Origin of the sequence: Rhizobium sp. Leaf306 (assembly GCF_001423425.1) — a bacterium.
GTDB classification, from domain to species: Bacteria; Pseudomonadota; Alphaproteobacteria; order Rhizobiales; family Rhizobiaceae; genus Neorhizobium; species Neorhizobium soli.
The window spans coordinates 142,466-162,386 of sequence record NZ_LMNX01000005.1 but is presented as its reverse complement, the minus strand read 5'-3'; the positions used below and the strand labels follow the sequence as shown (position 1 = coordinate 162,386).

Sequence of the window (19,921 nt, the reverse complement as noted above, 5' to 3'; positions counted from 1 at the left end):
CCGAGGAACGGTCGCGCAGGACTAAACTTGACGGGCGCTTTATCATCAAAACGACGCCACGTCACTATTCTTCGTCAAACGCAAAAGGCCGGTCGATGACCGGCCTTCCAATGCGGTGGTGGCAATCTCTGCTTACTTGCAGGATTCGACCTGCTTCAGAGCCGCTGAAATGCCCTGCAGCGAATAGGCGTAGGACGTCTTGGTACCGCGACCGGATACGGCGCTGACGCTCATCTTCTGACCGGTCCGCATCGCAGCAACGAGAGCCGGTTCTTCGGCGGCGTTCTCGACCCAGGCGGCCTTGTCCTTGGTGAACATCGTGAAGTTCTTGTTGTCGATCGTCACGGTGACCTTGGAATTGGTCTGCATCGTGTAGCCCATCATCGCCTGCGGTTCGTAGGAGATGTTCTGGCCCGGGCGCTGCGACACGATGAAGAAGATATCGCCGTGATCGACGCTTGCAGGCTCCTTGGTCGTCGGGACGGACAAGACGTAGCAGACCGTAGCCGCGCCCTGCTTGTAGGAATACGCACCCCACGCCTTGAACTGCTGGATGCGGTTCGGCGTCTGGGCGGAAGCGGTACCCGTGCCGGCGCCAAGTCCTGCGCCAATTCCGGCGAGAGTAAGCGCCAATGCGATTGCGACGGTTCTAGCGGCCATGATCTCCTGCCAATTTTCGTAATTTCAAGGGCCCGAGCCGGGCCAGTACGGACATGCCTTCTCGGCGTCATGTCTGGGCGTCATATGCGGCGTCCCAACGGTCGGGTCCCATTTTGACTTCATTCCGGTTACCAAAGAGTCAACACTATCGATTGGATGCTGAATATGTAGTGAACCGGGATGTGGTCGAATGCGGCGCAGGGTTGCGTTTGATGATGCCCGTTCCAGACGTCGAGTTTTCTGGGCGCATCACTCAACAACGATTTGGGCAAGAGTTTGTCCGTCCGATGACGCAGGCCGCAGCACTTTGAAACTACGTATAAATCCTGCTTAAAACCGCTACCCGTTTTTCTACCGATACGGTAGGATAGTCGCAAAGCTGACGCCTACTCACAAAGAAAGCCTACTGCCGGTTAGATGCTAGGGGACGAGAGAGACCGCTTCGCCCGCCTGGTCAGGGCAGTGGCTGCAACGCGTGATCAAGACGCGTTCACTGCGCTTTTTGATCATTTCGCGCCACGCCTGAAATCCTGGCTGATGAAGCGCGGCATGAATTCGGACGAGGCAGAAGAACTCGTCCAGGATGTCATGACCATCCTTTGGCATCGTGCCAGCCTCTATGATCCCGCAAGATCAAGCCTGTCGACCTGGCTGTTCCGGGTCGCACGAAACCGCCACATCGATGCCAAGCGCCGCGCCCGAAACCGCAAGTTTGACGGCCAGGAGACATTTCTTGCCTTGGCGGAGGTACCGGGCGTCGACACCTTGTTTGAAAGCAAGGAGCGCGACGAGAGGGTCCGTGATGCACTTTCTCAGATTCCGGACGAGCAGATGAAGCTGGTGCGGGCGGCCTTTTTCCTGGGTCAGTCCCATTCCGAAATCGCCGCTTCGACCGGGCTTCCGCTGGGCACCGTAAAGTCGCGCATCAGGCTGGCGTTCGAGCGCCTGCGGCGAGCACTGGAAGAGACTTCACCGAACTGAAGCGGCGGGGCGGCCGGATCAGCCGCTCGTCTTCATTCCGGCTGCAATATCGGGGTGATCGGCAAGCGCGCTGTCTGCTGCGTCGTAATGTCCGTCGTTGATATGGCCCTGGATCATGCGCAGAGCCGCAGCAAGAACCGCGATATCATCGCTGAACCCGACGACCGCAAAGAAATCCGGGACGATGTCGATGGGGAGGATGAAATAGGCAAGCGCTGCCAGCAAGGTCCCGCGAACGCGCAAGGGTGTTTTTCGGTCCACGGCGCAGTAATAGGCGGCGACCAGATCGCGGCTGAATGGAATTTGCCGCGCGGCTCGCCGCATCGTCGGCCAGAACCTGGCACGCACCTGCTTCTCCCGGCGATCCTGCGTTTTTTCGTCGCCGGGCAGAAGGATCTCGCCGATCTTGACGTCATCCACGCTCATTCCGTCACTCCAGATGCTCGCTTCAATGCATCAGCATATGGGAATGCCGGTGTGAAGTTCAATTCCGGGGCGTGACGATCCGTGCGCGAAATGCCTCGTCCATGGCTCGCGCCAGCTTGAAATCACGATCTGTCAGTCCCTTCTTCGCATGGGTGGTGAGCTGCACCTCGACACGCGAATAGCTGTTGGACCAGTCCGGATGATGGTCGAGTTTTTCAGCCGCCAACGCGCATTCCGCCATGAACCCGAAGGCTTGGCGAAACGACGCAAAGACAAAGCTCCTCGTGATCGCGTCGCCATCAGGGCCGATCGTCCAGCCATCGAGAGTGGAAATCTCGCGCTCGATGGCTTCTCTGTCCAGCACCTCATAAGCCATCAGCATACCTTCGCCATAGACTAGAAACGGTGCTCGGCCGTTTCCATCTCGTCCTGGGCATAGCCGTAGCTGAGCTCGCGCAGCGGGAAGATTTCCTCCGTCAGGTAGGGCCCGCCACCGCAGGATTCCTTGGAAGACATCAGCACGAAACGCGGAACGAGAAAGGGCGCGGTGTGAAAATTCCCGCGCCCTGAAAGGTAATGTACGACTTCATCGAGTCGGCAGTGTTTGAGACGTGCCAGAGTGACATGCGGCGTGAATTTCCGCGGATCCGGCGCCAGTCCGAGACGCTGGCAGATCCGCTCGGTTTCCCCCTGCAGCGCGTGAAGTTCGGGCGACGGGGAGACACCGGCAAAGATCGAATGCGGCTTCTTGGACCCGAACGAACCGATACCTGTCAGCTTTAGCTGGAATTCCGGACGGTCGATCCGGTCCAGCCGGTCGACGATCTCGTCTGCGGTCCGTCCGTCGATGTCGCCGATGAAGCGAAGGGTGATGTGATAGTTCTCCACATCGATCCAGCGTGCGCCGGGGATGCCGCCACGGAGCAGCGACAGGCTCATGGCGACATTGCGTGGAACTTCGAGGGCGATGAAAAGTCTCGGCATAGGGACCTCCTCGAATCTTTTGCAGATGCTAACAGCGGAACATGCAACTCGCTTCCGCGCAAGATATTATTTTTGCTGACTACCGATGTCCCCAAGGAAGGCTTCGACGGAAGGAAGGCTCTTTTCGACCATGGCCGCGACACCCTTTGCGTTCGGATGCATGCCGTCTTCAAGCTGCATTCCGGCAACCGTGGTCACGCCATCAAGGAAGAACGGGTAGAGCGGCAGCGCGTGTTTCTTGGCGAGCCTTTCGTAGATCGGGTTGAACTTCTGCGCATAGTCGCTGCCCATGTTCGGCGGCGCCATGATGCCAACCAGATAGATCGCAATGTTGCGCGCCTTCAGACGCGTGATCATCGCATCAAGGTTCTTTTCCGTCTGCTCGGGTGCGATGCCGCGCAGCGCATCGTTGGCGCCAAGCTCCAGGATCACGCCATCAGTGCCATCTGGAACCGACCAGTCGATGCGTCCAAGCCCGCCGGAACTGGTATCGCCGGACACGCCGGCATTGTTGATCGCCACATTGAGGCCCTTCGCCTTCAGCGCCGCCTCGAGCTGGGCGGTGTAGGATTCTGCCGGCGCCAGCTGATAGCCGGCCATCAGACTGTCTCCAAAGCCGACGATCTGGAGGGTCTTGTTCTGAGCGAAAACCGGGGCTGCGGTCAGTGCTGCCAGTATCATGACGAGGAATTGAAGCGGTCTTGCTTTAAAACGCACGATCGGTCTCCTAGATTTGGGCTTAACCGCAGCGCGGCATGAATTGCTCTTGAAGCCTATATAGGACGGTCTGCATTGACTAAAACCATCATCACGCTGCGAAAAGCCGATCTCACCCTCGGCAGCGCGGCGGCATCCGTTCACGTTTTGAAGAGCATGTATCTTGACGTCGACGCAGGAGAAGCGGTCGGCATCGTCGGTCCCTCGGGTTCGGGCAAATCGACACTGCTGATGGTGCTGGCCGGCCTCGAGCGTCTCGACAGCGGCGAGATCGTCATTAACGGCCAGGCGCTTCACAACCTTTCCGAAGATGCTCTGGCGGATTTCCGCGGCCGCAATATCGGTATCGTCTTCCAGTCGTTTCACCTCATCGCCAACATGACCGCGCTCGAAAACGTCGCGGTCCCGCTGGAGCTTGCAAATGCGAAGGATCCGTTCGAGATCGCCCGCCGCGAGCTGACAGCCGTTGGCCTGGGTGAACGCCTGCACCATTATCCCGGCCAGCTCTCCGGCGGCGAGCAGCAGCGCGTGGCGATCGCCCGCGCGCTTGCTCCCTCGCCCGCCGTGCTGATCGCGGACGAACCGACCGGCAATCTCGATACCGAGACCGGGCGCCAGATCGCCGACCTTCTGTTTTCCAAGCAGGCCGAGCGCGGCATGACGATGATCCTCGTCACCCATGACATTTCGCTCGCTGCCCGCTGCTCGCGCCAGATCCGCGTCCGCTCCGGCGAAATCATCGACGACGGAGCAGGCGCTCCAGCCGTTCAGGTCGCATCCGTATGATGGTCGCGGTCCCTCGGCTGAAAATTGCACTGCGCCTGGCATTGCGGGAAATGCGCGGTGGCCTTAGCGGCTTCTACATCTTCCTCGCCTGCATCGCGCTTGGCACCGGCTCGATTGCCGCCGTCAATTCCGTTTCGCGCGCCATTACCGAAGCCATTGCCGGCCAGGGCCAGCAACTGCTTGCCGGCGATATTCGTTTTGAGCTGAACAACCGCGAAGCGACCGAACAGGAACGCGCCTTCTTGAGCGGGCTCGGCGAAATGTCTGTCTCAACCGGCCTGCGCTCCATGGCCCGCAAGCCGGATGGATCCGAACAGGCGCTGGTCGAGGTCAAGGCCGTCGACGGCGCCTATCCACTCTACGGAGAGTTTAAGGCCGAGCCGGCCGCGCCCCTGCAGGAACTCGTCGCCAAACAGGGCGAGATCTTCGGCGCACTGGCCGCTCCGCTTCTGCTCGAGCGCCTCGGCATCAAGACCGGCGACGAACTGTTGCTCGGCAATATCAAGCTCGTGCTGCGCGGCACGATCGCGTCGGAACCGGACTCGGTGTCCGATGGCTTCGGCTTTGCGCCCCGCCTGATGGTGAGCCGGGAAGCCCTGCAAGCATCCGGCCTGATGGCGAACGGCAGCCTTGTCGAACACGCCTACAAGATCAAGCTGCGCGATCCCGCCAGCCGGGTCGGGCTGGCCGATCGCGCCAACCGCGAATTCCCGGCCGCCGGCTGGTCGATCCGCAGCAGCGACCGCGCAGCCCCCTCGCTCACCGAAAACGTCGAGCGCTTTTCACAGTTTCTAACGCTGGTCGGCCTCACCGCACTGATCGTCGGTGGTGTCGGCGTGGCAAACGCCGTGCGGGCCTTCCTCGATGCCAAACGCACCACGATCGCCACGTTCAAATGCCTCGGCGCACCCGCAACTGTTGTCACGCTGATCTACCTGTTCCAGATCATGGTTCTGGCAGTGATCGGCATTCTGGCCGGCCTCGTCATCGGCGCCGTTTCGCCCATCGTGGCACTGCGCTTTCTCGAAGGCGTGCTTCCGGTACCGGATGGCATCAACATCTATCCGTCGGCGCTTGGGCTTGCCGCCCTGTTCGGTCTGCTGATCACCTTTGCCTTCGCCATTCTGCCGCTTGGACATGCGCGCGAGGTCCCTGCCACAGCTTTGTTCAGAGAACAGAGTTTCGACACGGGCCGGCTTCCATCCTGGCCGTATCTGGCAGCCGCAGGCGCAGCACTCGCCGCTCTCGCAATCCTTGCGATCTTCTCGTCCGAAAATCACTTCGTCGCCTCGGTCTTCCTCGGCGCGGTCGCCTGCGCGTTCGTGCTGCTGCGGCTTGTGGCGGCGCTCATTGCGTGGCTTGCCCGTCGTGCCCCGCGCGTCAGTTCGCCGGCCTTGAGGCTGGCACTCGGCAATATCCACCGTCCCGGCGCCCTGACGCCCTCGGTCGTGCTCTCGCTCGGCCTCGGTCTGGCACTCCTGGTGACGCTGGCGCTGATCGACGGCAACATGCGCAACCAGCTGACCGGCAACATCGCCCGCAACGCGCCGAACTTCTTCTTCGTCGATGTCCAGAGCGCCGAAGTCGATGGTTTCCGCAAGCTGCTGCAGGAGCAGGCACCCGCCGCCAAGCTGTTCGAGGTGCCGATGCTGCGGGGTCGCATCCTCGCCTTCAACGGTCAGGATGTCAGTCAGATGAATGTTCCGGCAAAGGGCCGTTGGGTTCTGCGCGGCGATCGCGGCATCACTTACGCCAAGAACAAGCCGGAAAGCTCGACCCTGACGCAGGGTGAATGGTGGCCGGCCGACTATGACGGCGAGCCTCTCGTTTCATTTTCGGCGGAAGAGGCAGGCGAACTCGGACTGAAACTCGGTGATACGGTCACCGTCAACGTGCTCGGCCGCAACATCACCGCCAAGATCTCCAGTTTCCGCAACGTCGAATGGGAATCGCTGTCCATCAACTTCGTCATGGTCTTCTCGCCCAACACGTTCCGCGGCGCGCCGCATGCCTGGCTTGCGACCCTCACCGATCCATCGGCAACGGCGCAGCAGGAAGCGACAATCCTGCGCTCCGTCAGCAATGCCTATCCGACCATCACGAGTGTTAGGGTCAAGGATGCGATCGATATCGTCGATCAGTTGATCGGCCAGCTGGCAACCGCGATCCGGGCAGCGGCCGCCGTGGCGCTGATCGCTTCGGTGCTGGTGCTTGCCGGGGCGCTTGCGGCCGGAAACCGCGCCCGTACCCACGATGCCGTGATCCTGAAGACGTTGGGGGGAACGAGATCCATGCTCATTCGTGCCTTTAGCTACGAATACATGATCCTCGGCTTCGCCACCGCCGTGTTTGCGCTTCTGGCCGGCGGCGTATCCGCCTGGTTCATCGTGTCGCGCATCATGCGCCTTCCCTCGACCTTCCTGCCAGATGTGGCGATCATCACGGTTGTGGCCTCGCTGGTGCTGACCGTCGGCATCGGGCTTATCGGCACGTGGCGGGTGCTGGGCCAGAAGGCGGCGCCGGTCCTCCGGGAATTGTGATCGGGAGCTTTGGGATCCATTGCGTTCCTTCCCCCTTGTATAGGCGTGGTTATCGCCTCATATTTGATGGTAGGCTTGCTGGGCTCCGCAGCGGCGCCTGGGTCTGACCGTTAGGGCCCGACACCGTGACAAATTCCGGAGCTTGAAGAGGATACTATGGCTGACTTCAACAACTATCAAAACCGAGCCGCCCAGACGGGTGCGCAGTCCGGTGCGATGATCGATGAAGGCCTGCGCGCCTATATGCTCAAGGTCTACAACCTGATGGCACTCGGCCTGGCGATCACCGGCATCGCGGCGTTTGCGACCTGGCAGATGGCCGTCGCCGATGGCCAGCTGACCCCCTTCGGCCAGCTGCTGTTTGCAAGCCCGCTGCGCTGGGTCGTGATGCTGTCGCCGCTCGCTGTCGTGTTCTTCCTGAGCTTCAGGATCAACAAGATGAGCGTAAGCGCCGCGCAGGCAACATTCTGGGGCTACGCGGCCCTGATGGGTCTTTCGCTGTCGTCGATATTCCTGGTCTTTACCGGCCAGAGCATCGTGCAGACGTTCTTCGTGACCGCAGCTTCGTTCGGCGCTCTGTCGCTCTACGGCTACACGACGAAGAGAAGCCTGTCGGCAATGGGCTCGTTCCTGATCATGGGCCTGTTCGGCCTGATCATCGCCTCGATCGTGAACATCTTCCTGGCGTCTTCGGCACTCGGCTTCGCGATCTCCGCGATTGGCGTGCTGATCTTCGCAGGCCTTACCGCCTACGACACGCAGAAGATCAAGGAAATGTACTACGACGCGGATGATGCGATGGTCATGGGCCGCAAGGCGATCATGGGCGCCCTGACGCTCTACCTCGACTTCATCAACCTGTTCACCTTCCTGCTTCAGTTCATGGGCAACCGTAACAACTGATCCACGAAGTGGAAGACAGACCAGACGACAAACAAGAAGGCGGCCGCAAGGTCGCCTTTTTTGTTGCCCGCCGGGAGGCTGCGTCATAGGCTTGCTGCCTCACCTCAAGCCCCAAGTCCTGCCATGCCCCAGCACCTTCGCGACGTCACAACCGACGACCTGCCCGCCATCACGGCCATCTACCGGGACAGTGTGCTGAACGGCACCGCAAGCTACGAGATCACCCCGCCTGATCTGAAAGAGATGACCGCGCGCTTCCACGCCATCCGCGAGAAGGGCTATCCTTACATCGCCGCCATCGACGACGCCGGCGTCCTCATCGGCTATGCCTATGCATCCGCCTTCCGCACGCGGCCGGCCTATCGCTGGCTGGTAGAGGATTCGATCTATCTCTCTCCGGGGGCGCGTGGAAAGGGTGCCGGGAAGGCACTGCTGCAGGAACTGCTCAGCCGCTGCACAGCGCTCGGCTTTCGCCAGATGGTGGCCGTGATCGGTGGCGCAAGCCCCGCATCCGTCGCGGTCCACAAGAGCCTAGGCTTCGAAATGACCGGTACGCTGAAAGGCACCGGCTTCAAGCACGGTCAGTGGCTGGACACGGTCCTGATGCAGATTGCACTCGGCGAGGCTAGGGATACACCGCCTGACCCGACGGTCTATCCCGGTTCGCTGTTCACCGAGTGAACCAGTTCAGTCGATGAGCTTCAGCGCCTTGTCGAACACTTTCAACACCTGTGGCAGCTCGTGACCACGCTTCAGGATCACGCCGTTCGTGTTGATGACGGAATAGGCACCCTGCTTGTTGGCAAGCTTGGGGTTCTTCTCGATCCTGAACAGCGGCAGCTCGCCCGATCGCTTGAAGATCGAAAAGACGGCCTTGTCCTTCAGGTGGTCGATCGCGTAATCCTTCCACTCGCCCTCGCCCACCATCCGACCATAGATCCACAGGATGGAGTCGAGCTCTCGACGGTGAAATGTCACGGGCGCAGGATCGAGGCTCTGTCGGTATTCGCTGAGATTGACGACGACGGCAGCATCGTGAGGCCGGTGGCCCCTCGGAAATTCAGGCTGATCGGTCATCAAGACTCCCAATCATAGATGTCAAAGCAGTGACAGTGTGCCCCGACATTTTAGAAATTGCAACGCTGCCATACCAGGTTACCGGCTGCCGCGATGTTTTCTGAGAAAGCCGTATTTCGGTCAAAACAGCGCCCGAATTGCAAGCGAGATTGTAGATGTTGGTTTGGCGCGTTCTTTAGCGCCATTTGGCCCGGTTCGGTTCGCTGACCCTTACCCCCAGCCCCCCAGTGGATTTGGACCGGGCCGCCAACAAACTTCCCGTCGAAAAGAATGAGCGCGCGGCGCTCCGCGACCAGCTTGCTGGTGAGCGGTGTTGGTATGCCCTGTCAGTCGTCCAGCTTCTTGCGCCCGGCCATCAGGATTGTTGCGCCGATGATTTCGGCCGGCTCGCCGTTCGGGCCCGATGCCTGAAGCAGGATTGCGCAACCGTCCTTCTTGGACTTGCCCATCAGCTTGCCTGGCAGTTTCAGCGACATGGTCTGGCCGTTCCACATGCCAACGGACTGCACGTCGTAGACGCTATGCCAGTAATCCATGTTCTTGCCGCTGTTTTCGCCCTTCGTCACCTCGACCTGCTGCTTCTTCGTGAAGTAGGCGACGACGACTTCGGCCTCGGCCGGTATCTGTGCATTGCCGGCGCCGATCTCGATTTCGATCTCGTCTCCGTGCATGGCAGCCGAGACGGGAACAACCAGCCCCTCTCCCTTGCTGCGCATACCATCGACCTTGGAGTTGATGCCGACCAGATCCGTACCTTTGACATGATCGCGACCGTTGATGATGGCCTGCGGCGTGTAGACGCCGCTGCGGCCCATCGTCTTGGCATAGCCGTACTGACGCTCGGTATTTTCCTTGGAGGCAAGCGTGTCGGTCCAGCCGAGATAGTTCCAGTAGTCGACGTGATAGGACAGCGCCACGACGTCGCCCTGGGCCACAAGCTGGCTGAACGTGGTGTCCGCAGGCGGACAGGAGGCACAGCCCTGCGAGGTGAACAGTTCCACGACGCCCTTCGGGGCCTTCGATTCCCCTGCCGAAGCCGAGCCTGCTATCAGCAGACCGGCAACGAGGACCATGGAGCGAAAACGAAGCAGCATGAATGGCAAACCCTTTGATAGGTTGTTTGTTATCCACGATTGCGAGGGGCAATCAAGGCCATAACGGTGGGACGCCGGATAAGTAACCGCGGCACCGGTTCAAGAGGAAGTCACGAACGGGTGAGGATCCGACATGTGATCGCTCTCTGCGATCGCGTGTCCGGCCCGTTCCGCCTGTTAGAAAAAGCTCAGCAATCCCTGGGTCAGGTAGACCGCGCCGACGCCGGTCACCACCCATCGGGTCCAGCTCCGAAAATTGGCGTCCGTCATCTTTTGCAGGATACCATTGCCCGCCCGAGCGCCCAGGATGGCGATCGGCGCGGCGATCAGCACCGCCACCATGTCGACGGTCGGAAGGTTCGAAGCGGCATCCCAGTAGAAGGCGATCTTTGCCAGATGCGAGATCGTCTGGATCGACGCCTTGGTGGCGATGACCTTGCGCCGGTCCATCTCTGTGCGAATGAAGAAGATATCGACCGTCGGACCTGCCACGCCGACGCTGATCGTCATGCCGCCGGACAGCAGTCCAGCCAGAAACGCATGCGAGGGACGGGACGCATCGAGCTGCAGCCTGTTGACCGGCAACCAGACGAGAACAGGCATCAGGCCGACACCGATCAGAACCACGATCAGGCTTGGCATATAGCTCGTCAGAAACAGGATGAGGGCGGAAACCGCCACACCAGAGCACAGGATCGAGAGGATCTTCCAGTCGATATAGGCACGGGAGAACCAGGCGCGGGATCCGTTGGAGACCATCTGGATGACGCCCTGGATCGCGATGGCGGTGCCGACCGGATAGAGAAACAGCAGGACCCACAAGAGGATCAGCCCGCCCGCCATGCCGAAAATCCCAGACAGAAGCGACGTCAGGAAAACCGTAACGGCCATGCCGATAAAAATGATGAGGGACAAGGAATGAAGACCTTAACGTCGGTGGCCAAGGCAAAATGCTCACCACCGCATCCCCGTGCTGGTCAGGGGAATTGAGCGACCCGGCACATGCAGGGTCGGAAAACCGGTTCTCCAGCCCAGGAATTTGGGCTGACGAAGTCTTGCGAAAAGCACATCCAGGCGGGTGAGCCGATCGCCGTCAAAGAATTTCCACCCGCCGGTCTGACCGGCGGGTGGAGGATTTTTTATTAAGCGACCAGATCGCGAAGAACGGTCTGCAGAATGCCGCCGTTGTTCATGTAGATCACCTCGTCCAGCGTATCGATGCGGCAGAGGATGTTGATTTCCTTCACCGAACCGTCGCCATAGGTGATCTTTGCGATCTTCCACTCGCGCGGCTTGATATCGCCTTCGAGACCGACGATCTCGACCGTCTCGTCACCCTTGAGGTCGAGCGAGGCCCAGGTCACGCCCTCTTCGAAGACGAAGGGAACGACGCCCATGCCGACCAGGTTGGAGCGGTGGATACGCTCGAACGACTGGGCGATGACTGCCTTGACGCCGAGCAGGTTGGTGCCCTTTGCAGCCCAGTCACGCGAGGAACCGTTGCCGTATTCGACGCCGGCGAAGATGACCAGCGGCGTGCCCTCGTCCTTGTACTTCATGGCCGCATCGTAAATCGACATCTCTTCCTTGGACGGATAGTGGATGGTGTAGCCACCTTCCTTGCCGTTCGGGCCGAGCATGTGGTTGCGGATGCGGATGTTGGCGAACGTGCCGCGCATCATGACTTCGTGATTGCCGCGACGCGTGCCGTACTGGTTGAAGTCGGCAACGGCGACGCCGTTCTCCGAAAGGTAAGCACCAGCTGGCGAAGCAGCCTTGATCGAACCGGCCGGCGAGATGTGGTCGGTGGTGATCTTGTCGCCGAACAGGCCAAGCACGCGTGCGCCGTGGATGTTCTTGAGACCGGTTCCCGTCTTGCCCATGCCGACGAAATACGGCGGGTTCTGCACATAGGTCGACTTGTCGTCCCATGCATAGGTGTCGCCGTCAGGGATCTGGACTGCCTGCCAGTTCTCGTCGCCCTTGAACACGTCCGCATACTTGCTCTCGAACAGTTCGCGGGTGACGTATTTCTGGATGAACTCCTGGACTTCCTTGGAGGTCGGCCAGACGTCCTTGAGGAATACCGGCTGGCCATCGCTGCCGATGCCGAGCGGTTCCGTGGTCAGGTCCTTGCGTACCGAGCCGGCCAGCGCGTAAGCGACGACGAGCGGCGGCGAAGCCAGGTAGTTGGCCTGGACGTCAGGCGAGATACGGCCTTCGAAATTGCGGTTGCCGGAGAGAACGCCGGCGGCAATCAGGCCCTTGTCGTTGATCGTCTTGGAGATCGGCGCCGGCAGAGGACCGGAATTGCCGATGCAGGTCGTGCAGCCGAAGCCAACGAGGTTGAAGCCGATCGCATCGAGCGAATCCTGCAGGCCCGACTTGGCGAGATATTCGCCAACAACCTGAGATCCCGGTGCAAGCGACGTCTTCACCCAAGGCTTGGACGTCAGACCCTTGGCGACTGCGTTGCGGGCGAGAAGGCCTGCAGCGATCAGCACCGATGGGTTGGACGTGTTGGTGCAGGACGTGATGGCGGCAATCGCCACATCGCCATGGCCGAGATCGTAATCCGTGCCTTCAACCGGGTAGCGGTTTTCAAGCTGGCCCGGCTTCTTGTAGTCGGTGTCCATCGAACCGGCAAAACCGGAGGCGATGTTCTCGAGCGAGATGCGACCTTCCGGACGCTTCGGGCCCGCCATCGACGGTACGACGTCGTTGAGGTCGAGTTCCAGCGTGTCGGTGAAGACCAGCTCGGCACCATCGGTGTCGCGCCACATCCCCTGAGCCTTCGAATAGGCTTCGACGAGCGCGATGCGCTCCTTGGTGCGGCCGGACATGTGGAGGTAGCTGACGGTTTCGGCATCGACCGGGAAGAAGCCGCAAGTCGCGCCGTATTCCGGACCCATGTTGCCGATCGTCGCGCGGTCTGCGACCGGCATGTTGTCCATGCCTGGGCCGAAGAATTCGACGAACTTGGAAACCACGCCCTTCTTGCGCAGCATCTGCACGACTGTCAGCACGAGGTCGGTCGCAGTAACGCCTTCCTTGAGCTTGCCGGTCAGCTTGAAGCCGATGACTTCAGGCAGAAGCATGGAGACAGGCTGGCCGAGCATCGAGGCTTCCGCTTCGATACCACCGACGCCCCAACCGAGAACGCCAAGACCGTTGATCATGGTCGTGTGCGAATCGGTGCCGACGCAGGTATCCGGATAAGCGACGGTTTCGCCGTCCTCTTCACTGGTCCAGACCGTCTGGCCGAGATATTCGAAGTTCACCTGGTGGCAGATGCCGGTGCCGGGCGGAACGACGCGGAAATTCTTGAACGCCTGCTGGCCCCACTTGAGGAAGCGGTAGCGCTCGCCGTTGCGCTCGTATTCGAGCTCGACGTTGCGGGCAAAAGCGGTCGGCGTGCCGAATTCGTCGACGATGACCGAGTGGTCGATGACGAGATCGACCGGAACCAGCGGGTTGATCTTTTCAGGATCGCCGCCGAGTGCCTTGATGCCGTCGCGCATGGCTGCGAGATCGACGACTGCCGGAACGCCGGTGAAGTCCTGCATCAGCACGCGGGCTGGACGATAAGCGATCTCAGCCTCGGCCAGACCCTTGTTGTTGAGCCATTCGGCAACCGACAGGATCTGGTCCTTGGTAACGGACTTTCCGTCTTCGAAGCGCAACAGGTTTTCAAGCAGAACCTTCATCGAGAAGGGCAGCTTGGAAACGTCCGGCAGACCATTCTGCTCGGCTTTCGGAAGGCTGTAATAGACATAGTCCTTACCGCCTACGGTAAGGACGGAGCGACAATTGAAACTGTCGACAGATTTAGCCACGGATAAACCCCGCTGATGTAAGAGCCAACACGCGCGTGCGGACGCCTATGCACTTCATGCACATCAGGATGCGGGTACGACCATTTCCGCTGTCCGCACGAAAGGACTTTTGAAGATCCTCAAGTTCGGCGCTAGATGAAAATCACGCCGGCCGCTGGCGTGTTGCGATGCTTATAGATAATTTCTAAGAAGCGTTCCAGACACTTTGACGCAGGTCGCCAAACATTTTTTGGCAGCGATGTGATCGAAGGCTTAATCCGGCCCGAAAAGGCATAGACCATATGCGGCTGATTGCCGAAAATCTGAGCGCCCGGCGCGGCGAAGATCTGATCTTCCAGGGCGTGTCCTTCGCATTGTCTGGCGGCGAAAGCCTTGTTCTGACGGGGAAAAACGGATCGGGAAAATCCACGCTCCTGCGCGTCGTGGCAGGTCTCCTGCGCCCCGAAAGCGGCACCGTCACCTGGCAGGCGGACACGGGTGACAAGGGCATGCGGGCCGCCGAAGCCTGTCATTACCTCGGCCATCGCAACGCCATGAAGGCCGAACTTTCCGTGCATGAGAACCTGACATTCTGGCAGCAGTTTTTCGGCCACTCGCCGCAGGGCAAATCTCTTTCGGTCGATGAAGCAGCCGATGCGGTCGGGCTTGGCGACATCACCCATCTGCCGTTCGGATATCTTTCCGCCGGCCAGCAGCGACGCATGGCATTTGCCAAGCTTCTCGTCTCCTTCCGGCCGGTCTGGATCCTCGACGAGCCAACCGCGGCACTCGACGTGAGTGCGGAACGCGTGTTCACCGGGCTGATCGAATCACATCTCCGAAACGGCGGCATCCTGATCGCCGCCACCCACCAGCCGCTCGGACTGAAGAATGCGCAGGAACTGAAGATGGCCGGCTTTGCCGGTATCGCCGAGGAGGTCTGGTGATGGCCGCACTCCTCCTGCGCGACCTGAAGCTTTCCGTCCGTGCCGGCGGTGGTGCGCTGATCGGCGTCTTGTTCTTCATCACGGTTGTCGCCGTCATTCCCTTCGGCGTCGGTCCCGATCTCAACCTCCTGTCGCGAATCGGTCCGGCGATCGTCTGGATCGGAGCGCTCCTCTCCGCCCTGCTCGGCCTCGACCGGATGTTCCAGACCGAGCGCGAGGATGGATCGCTGGACCTGATGCTGATGCAGGAACATCCGCTGGTTCTGACCGTGCTCGTCAAATGCCTCGCCCACTGGATCGGCAACGGCCTGCCGCTGGTCATCGCCTCGCCGCTGCTTGGCCTGTTCATGAACATGGACGAAGTGGCGATCGGCGCCACCATGCTGACACTGCTGGTCGGCACGCCGGCGCTCACCTTTATCGGTGCCGTCGGCGCAGCTGTTGCGGTGACCCTGCCGCGCGGCGGGCTGCTTGTCTCGATCCTCGTCCTTCCGCTTGCCGTGCCGGTGCTGATCTTCGGGGTCAGCGCCTCCTATGCGGCGGTGGAGGATCCCGCTCCATTCCTGCCACCTTTTCTGATACTGGTGGCAATCACGATGTTTTTTGCAGTGCTTGGGCCCCTTGGCGCAGCGCTCGCTTTGCGAAACGCCGACGATTGATTAGATGGAACCTCTTCTCGTCCTGAAGTAGAAAAGCTCTGATGTCCGAAAGCCTTGCCATCACCAAACTCAGCGATCTCGCCAATCCGACCCGGTTTTTAGGCCTGGCGTCGCGCGTCCTGCCCTGGCTGTCGGCGGTGACCGCGATCCTGTTTGCAGCAGGCCTCTATCTGAGCTTTGCCGGCGAAGGCGATTACCAGCAAGGTCTGACGGTTCGCATCATGTATGTGCATGTGCCCGCGGCATGGCTGTCGATGATGTGCTACACGGTGATGGCGCTTTCTGCGATCGGCACGCTGGTCTGGCGCCATCCGCTGGCAGACGTTGCCCACAAGACCGCCGCCCCGCTCGGCGCCGCCTTTACCCTGATCGCACTCGCCACAGGCTCGCTCTGGGGCAAGCCGATGTGGGGAACCTGGTGGGTCTGGGATGCGCGCCTCACCTCCGTCTTCGTGCTGTTCCTGATGTATCTCGGCCTGATCGCGCTCAACCGCGCCATGGATGATCCCGGCAAGGCCGCACGCCTTTGCGCCATCCTCATCCTGGTCGGCTTCGTCAACATTCCGATCATCAAGTTCTCGGTGGATTGGTGGAACACGCTGCATCAGCCGGCAAGCGTCATTCGCATGGGCGGATCGAGCATCGACGGGTCTTTCCTGCGGCCGCTGCTTGTGATGGCACTGGCCTTCACGATGTTGTTCTTCACCCTGCACATCGCCGCCATGCGCAACGAGATCTGGCGCCGCCGCGTGTCGGCGCAGCGCCGGATGGCAGCAAGAATGGCCGGCGACAAACCCGGCCTGACGACTGAGATGAGCACGTGACATGAGCCACACATTCTATATCGCCATGTCCTATGGAATTGCCGGCCTCGTCTCGCTCTGTCTGATCGGCTGGGTCTGGCTCGATGGCCGCGCCCGCCGAAGGGAGCTTGCGCAGCTCGAAGCCGCCGGCATCCGCCGCCGCTCGGCAACGTCGCCGGCGCCGGAAGGCGGCAAGGCATGAGCGCCGAACCCTCGTCCTCGCAGGACATCCAGCCGAAACGTCGCGGTCTTGCCCGTTACGCATTCGCGCTGATCCCGCTTCTTGCTTTCGCAGGCTTTGCCGCAATCGCCGGCAAGATGCTCTACGACCAGGATGTCAACGGACGCGACATTTCCGCCATTCCGTCAGCCCTGATCGGCAAAAAAGCGCCGTCCCTGGCGCTGCCGCCTCTCGAAGGGTCCCGGACGCAAGCGCTGACCTCCTCTGCCATTTCAGGCAAGCTGACGCTGGTCAATGTTTTCGCGTCCTGGTGTGTCCCCTGCCGGCAGGAACATCCGATCCTGAAGCAACTGGCAGAAGACAACAGGCTCACCATCGTCGGCATCAACTACAAGGACCGCAACGACAACGCGCTGCGCTTCCTCGGCGAACTCGGCAACCCCTACAAGGCGATCGGCATCGATCCGAACGGCAAGTCCGCGATCGACTGGGGCGTCTACGGCATTCCGGAAAGCTATCTGGTCGGCCCCGATGGCACGATCCTCTACAAGAAGGTCGGCCCCTTCGACACCCGCAGCGTCACCCAGGATCTGCTACCGGCAATCGCGAAAGCGGCAGCGGGAAAAGGCTGAGCCGCCGCTTGCTGATTCCAGACCTTGCTCAACGCCTCACAGCGCGTTTTGCCAAACCTTGATGGCATCCACCGGCCAGACCAGCATCAGCACATTCAGTGTCAGGTTGTCGCGGATCAGCCAGCCGGTGAAGAGTTCGAAGAACAGGGCGATGCACACCGTGAGCCAGACGGGCGCACGCGCGGCAAAAAGGAAGCCGAGCGCCATGAACACCGTGTCCATCGCCGAGTTGATGATGCTGTCGCCCGAATAGCCAAGCGCCATCGTCGCGGTCCGGTAGCGATCGATGATGACAGGGGAATTTTCGGCGATCTCCCACGCGGCCTCGAGGAGGACGGCGAGCGAGAACCGGGCCGGCACCGACGCGCGGCGCAGGATCAGCCAGCCGAGCCCGTAGAACAGAAAGCCGTGGATGATGTGGGACGGCACATACCAGTCCCCCAGATGCTGGGAATTGCCCGGCGAGTTCACCTCGGGCTCGAACAGTTTTATGTAGCCGCATTCGCAGATCGGAATGCGGCCCATCGCGTAGAGAATGGCGATCTGCGCCACAAACAGAACCAGCGCTGCGACAAGCCAGCGTCGTCCGGATGAACCGCTTGAGGGCAGGAGCCCGGCAGTCACACCTCGGAACCTGATTTCGGCTCTTCGACGGAATGACGCATGATCAGCGGCATCTGCGAAAGGGTGAACAGGATGGTGATCGGCATCGTGCCCCAGACCTTGAAGTTGACCCAGGCCTCGTCGGAGAAATTGCGCCAGACCACTTCGTTGAGCACGGCGAGAAACAGGAAGAAGATCCCCCAGCGCAGGGTGAGCTTTCTCCAGCCCTCTTCATTCAGGCTGAAGGCGGCATTGAAGACATAGCCGAGCAGCGACTTGCCGAAGAAAAGCCCGCCGAGCAGCACCACGCCGAACAGCGTGTTGACGATGGTCGGCTTCATCTTGATGAAGGTTTCGTCCTGCAGCCAGATCGACAGCGACCCGAACACCATGACGACCACGCCCGACACGAAGGGCATGACCGGCAGATGCTTGAAGACGATCTTGGAGATCACCAGCGAGATCACCGTGGCGACCATGAACAGCGCGGTTGCCACCAGAAGCGGGCCGCCGACGGCCGAAAGCGCCGGGAATTTCTGCACCAGCCATTCGCCGCGCAGGTTGCCGAAGAAGAACACCAGGAGCGGCCCGAGCTCCAGCGCCATTTTCAGGCCCGGATGCTGCTTTTCTTCCTTGGTCGGCTTGGTGTCGCTTTCAATCGTCTGCATGGGGTCCAACTTTAAAGCCAGTAATTGCCTGGAGCAAATTCGTTTCTGTGTGTCATCAATGCGGCGCGGGCGCCAGCCCGGCGATTGCTTCGGCAAAATCCTTCGCCTCGAAAGGCTCGAGATCGTCGACCCCTTCGCCCACACCGACGAAATAGACCGGCAGCTTGTGCTTGGCAGCAATCGCGACGAGGATACCGCCGCGCGCGGTGCCGTCGAGCTTGGTCATGATCAGACCGCTGACGCCGGCGATATTGCGGAAGATCTCGACCTGGTTCATCGCGTTCTGGCCGGTGGTCGCATCGAGCGTCTGCAGCACCGTATGCGGCGCGTCCGGATCGAGCTTGTTCAGCACGCGAACGATCTTTTCGAGTTCCGCCATCAGCTCTGTCTTGTTCTGCAACCGGCCGGCCGTGTCGATGATCAGCACGTCCGACTTGTTGGCACGCGCCTGCTCGAACGCGTCATAGGCAAGACCCGCCGCATCGGCGCCGAGCTTGGTGCCGATGAACTGCGATCCCGTCCGGTCGGCCCAGATTTTCAGCTGCTCGATGGCAGCGGCACGGAACGTATCGCCGGCGGCCAGCATCACCTTCAGCCCCGAGCCTGAGAGTTTTGCCGCAAGCTTGCCGATCGTCGTCGTCTTGCCGGTGCCGTTGACGCCGACGACGAGAATGACATGCGGCTTGTGACTGAGATCGAGCTGCAGCGGCTTGGCAACCGGCGTCAGCACCTTGGTGATCTCGGCCGACATGATGCGCGACACATCCTCGCCGGTCACGTCCTTACCATAGCGTTCGGAAGACAGCGTGCCGGTGATCCGCATTGCGGTCTCCACGCCGAGATCGGCCTGGATCAACAGATCCTCGAGATCCTCAAGCGTCTGGTCGTCCAGCTTGCGCTTGGTAAACAGCGCCGCGATCTGGCCGGTGAGCTGCGACGAGGTCCGCGACAGGCCTTCGCGCAGACGCTGGAACCAGGTGAGTTTGGCCGGCGGCACGATGGTGACCGTCTCCGGTGCCGCACTGGCGGTGGAAAAGCCCCTGGGCAGAACCGGCGCCTCGATCGGAGCAGAATCGACATCTGCCGCCGCTTCGGCTTCCAGCAGCGACAGCGGCACGATCCCGAGTTCGGAGGTTTCCTCGACACCCGGGAGAATGGCAGCCTCGTTCTCGATTTCGGCATTGGAAACCGGCTCGTCGACGTCAGCCATATCGGCCGGTGCATCCGACACCGGTCCGCCGGCAGTCTCCATCTCGATCGCGGCAACCGGATCGACAGCTGCAACGGGCAGATCTTCCGCGCGCGTCTTTGGTTCAAGCTCCCCCTGAACGGCATCCGCTTCGGTGATCGGTGCCGGAGCCCGATCTTCGACCTGCTGTTCGGGGGGGACGTCGCCGAAGGTGAAGACGCGTTTGATGAAACTCAGTGCCATAAGAAATCCGTTC

22 protein-coding genes are annotated in these 19,921 nt (G+C 60.8%); 10 read left to right on the top strand and 12 right to left on the bottom strand.

The window, feature by feature from the left end; translation table 11 throughout:
- Window positions 1-132 precede the first annotated feature (132 nt).
- On the bottom strand, window positions 133-660 hold the full coding sequence (locus tag ASG19_RS21320; RefSeq protein ID WP_062462391.1) for an invasion associated locus B family protein: 528 nt from the start codon (window positions 658-660) through the stop codon (window positions 133-135).
- Between the two features lie 417 nt (window positions 661-1,077).
- On the opposite strand from ASG19_RS21320, the gene ASG19_RS21315 reads away from it, so the two are divergent.
- Window positions 1,078-1,641, top strand: a complete 564-nt coding sequence (locus ASG19_RS21315) for a sigma-70 family RNA polymerase sigma factor (protein WP_062462388.1) — start codon at window positions 1,078-1,080, stop codon at window positions 1,639-1,641.
- An 18-nt stretch (window positions 1,642-1,659) separates the two neighbouring features.
- Here ASG19_RS21315 and ASG19_RS21310 read toward each other — a convergent pair whose 3' ends face one another.
- The 4 genes from ASG19_RS21310 to ASG19_RS21295 form a co-directional block, all read right to left on the bottom strand.
- A complete protein-coding gene (locus ASG19_RS21310) occupies window positions 1,660-2,061 on the bottom strand; it encodes a YkvA family protein (protein ID WP_062462639.1) in 402 nt (133 codons plus the stop codon).
- Between the two features lie 64 nt (window positions 2,062-2,125).
- Window positions 2,126-2,443, bottom strand: coding sequence for a 4a-hydroxytetrahydrobiopterin dehydratase (locus tag ASG19_RS21305; protein ID WP_062462636.1), 318 nt, complete (start codon window positions 2,441-2,443; stop codon window positions 2,126-2,128).
- A gap of 20 nt (window positions 2,444-2,463) precedes the next feature.
- A complete protein-coding gene (gene thpR / locus ASG19_RS21300; protein ID WP_062462385.1) occupies window positions 2,464-3,051 on the bottom strand; it encodes an RNA 2',3'-cyclic phosphodiesterase in 588 nt (195 codons plus the stop codon).
- Window positions 3,052-3,117: 66 nt separating this feature from the next.
- A complete protein-coding gene (locus ASG19_RS21295; protein ID WP_062462382.1) occupies window positions 3,118-3,768 on the bottom strand; it encodes an arylesterase in 651 nt (216 codons plus the stop codon).
- 75 nt (window positions 3,769-3,843) lie between these two features.
- Between ASG19_RS21295 and ASG19_RS21290 the strand changes: the two genes are divergently transcribed.
- The 4 genes from ASG19_RS21290 (at window position 3,844) to ASG19_RS21275 (ending at window position 8,678) form a co-directional block, all read left to right on the top strand.
- Window positions 3,844-4,554, top strand: a complete 711-nt coding sequence (locus ASG19_RS21290; protein ID WP_062462379.1) for an ABC transporter ATP-binding protein — start codon at window positions 3,844-3,846, stop codon at window positions 4,552-4,554.
- A complete protein-coding gene (locus tag ASG19_RS21285; RefSeq protein ID WP_062462376.1) occupies window positions 4,551-7,094 on the top strand; it encodes an ABC transporter permease in 2,544 nt (847 codons plus the stop codon). The genes ASG19_RS21290 and ASG19_RS21285 overlap by 4 nt, the downstream gene beginning before the upstream one ends.
- Before the next feature lie 156 nt (window positions 7,095-7,250).
- Entirely contained in the window at window positions 7,251-7,997 is a 747-nt protein-coding gene (locus tag ASG19_RS21280) for a Bax inhibitor-1/YccA family protein (protein WP_062462373.1), read from the top strand.
- Window positions 7,998-8,120: 123 nt separating this feature from the next.
- Complete coding sequence (locus ASG19_RS21275) at window positions 8,121-8,678, top strand: GNAT family N-acetyltransferase (RefSeq protein WP_062462370.1); 558 nt, start codon at window positions 8,121-8,123, stop codon at window positions 8,676-8,678.
- Between the two features lie 6 nt (window positions 8,679-8,684).
- Here the strand turns inward: ASG19_RS21275 and ASG19_RS21270 are convergent, their stop codons facing one another.
- From ASG19_RS21270 to acnA, 4 genes are all read right to left on the bottom strand, one after another.
- Entirely contained in the window at window positions 8,685-9,074 is a 390-nt protein-coding gene (locus ASG19_RS21270; protein ID WP_062462366.1) for a DUF2794 domain-containing protein, read from the bottom strand.
- Between the two features lie 326 nt (window positions 9,075-9,400).
- The gene (locus ASG19_RS21265; protein ID WP_062462362.1) at window positions 9,401-10,168 is read right to left on the bottom strand and encodes a thioredoxin family protein; all 768 of its coding nucleotides are present in this window, start codon (window positions 10,166-10,168) and stop codon (window positions 9,401-9,403) included.
- A 177-nt stretch (window positions 10,169-10,345) separates the two neighbouring features.
- On the bottom strand, window positions 10,346-11,083 hold the full coding sequence (locus ASG19_RS21260) for a sulfite exporter TauE/SafE family protein (RefSeq protein ID WP_062462359.1): 738 nt from the start codon (window positions 11,081-11,083) through the stop codon (window positions 10,346-10,348).
- Window positions 11,084-11,310: 227 nt separating this feature from the next.
- The gene (acnA, locus tag ASG19_RS21255; protein WP_062462356.1) at window positions 11,311-14,004 is read right to left on the bottom strand and encodes an aconitate hydratase AcnA; all 2,694 of its coding nucleotides are present in this window, start codon (window positions 14,002-14,004) and stop codon (window positions 11,311-11,313) included.
- Window positions 14,005-14,285: 281 nt separating this feature from the next.
- On the opposite strand from acnA, the gene ccmA reads away from it, so the two are divergent.
- The 5 genes from ccmA to ASG19_RS21230 are packed head-to-tail and all read left to right on the top strand — an operon-like array spanning window position 14,286 to window position 17,205.
- The gene (gene ccmA / locus ASG19_RS21250) at window positions 14,286-14,930 is read left to right on the top strand and encodes a heme ABC exporter ATP-binding protein CcmA (protein WP_062462353.1); all 645 of its coding nucleotides are present in this window, start codon (window positions 14,286-14,288) and stop codon (window positions 14,928-14,930) included.
- Entirely contained in the window at window positions 14,930-15,589 is a 660-nt protein-coding gene (gene ccmB, locus ASG19_RS21245) for a heme exporter protein CcmB (protein WP_062462349.1), read from the top strand. The genes ccmA and ccmB overlap by 1 nt, the downstream gene beginning before the upstream one ends.
- Window positions 15,590-15,630: 41 nt before the next feature.
- On the top strand, window positions 15,631-16,413 hold the full coding sequence (locus ASG19_RS21240) for a heme ABC transporter permease (protein ID WP_062462346.1): 783 nt from the start codon (window positions 15,631-15,633) through the stop codon (window positions 16,411-16,413).
- Window position 16,414: 1 nt separating this feature from the next.
- Window positions 16,415-16,594, top strand: a complete 180-nt coding sequence (ccmD, locus tag ASG19_RS21235) for a heme exporter protein CcmD (protein ID WP_062462343.1) — start codon at window positions 16,415-16,417, stop codon at window positions 16,592-16,594.
- Window positions 16,591-17,205, top strand: coding sequence for a DsbE family thiol:disulfide interchange protein (locus tag ASG19_RS21230; RefSeq protein ID WP_062462340.1), 615 nt, complete (start codon window positions 16,591-16,593; stop codon window positions 17,203-17,205). The genes ccmD and ASG19_RS21230 overlap by 4 nt, the downstream gene beginning before the upstream one ends.
- A 36-nt stretch (window positions 17,206-17,241) precedes the next feature.
- Here ASG19_RS21230 and ASG19_RS21225 read toward each other — a convergent pair whose 3' ends face one another.
- From ASG19_RS21225 to ftsY, 3 genes are read right to left on the bottom strand one after another with little or no spacing between them, the layout of a single operon-like run.
- Complete coding sequence (locus ASG19_RS21225; RefSeq protein ID WP_062462337.1) at window positions 17,242-17,829, bottom strand: DUF2585 domain-containing protein; 588 nt, start codon at window positions 17,827-17,829, stop codon at window positions 17,242-17,244.
- Window positions 17,826-18,476 carry a septation protein A gene (locus tag ASG19_RS21220; RefSeq protein ID WP_062462334.1) on the bottom strand — a complete coding sequence of 217 codons (651 nt, stop codon included), beginning with the start codon at window positions 18,474-18,476 and terminating at the stop codon, window positions 17,826-17,828. Before ASG19_RS21220 ends, ASG19_RS21225 begins: the two co-directional genes overlap by 4 nt.
- Window positions 18,477-18,531: 55 nt before the next feature.
- Window positions 18,532-19,908, bottom strand: coding sequence for a signal recognition particle-docking protein FtsY (gene ftsY / locus ASG19_RS21215; RefSeq protein WP_062462330.1), 1,377 nt, complete (start codon window positions 19,906-19,908; stop codon window positions 18,532-18,534).
- Window positions 19,909-19,921 lie beyond the last annotated feature (13 nt).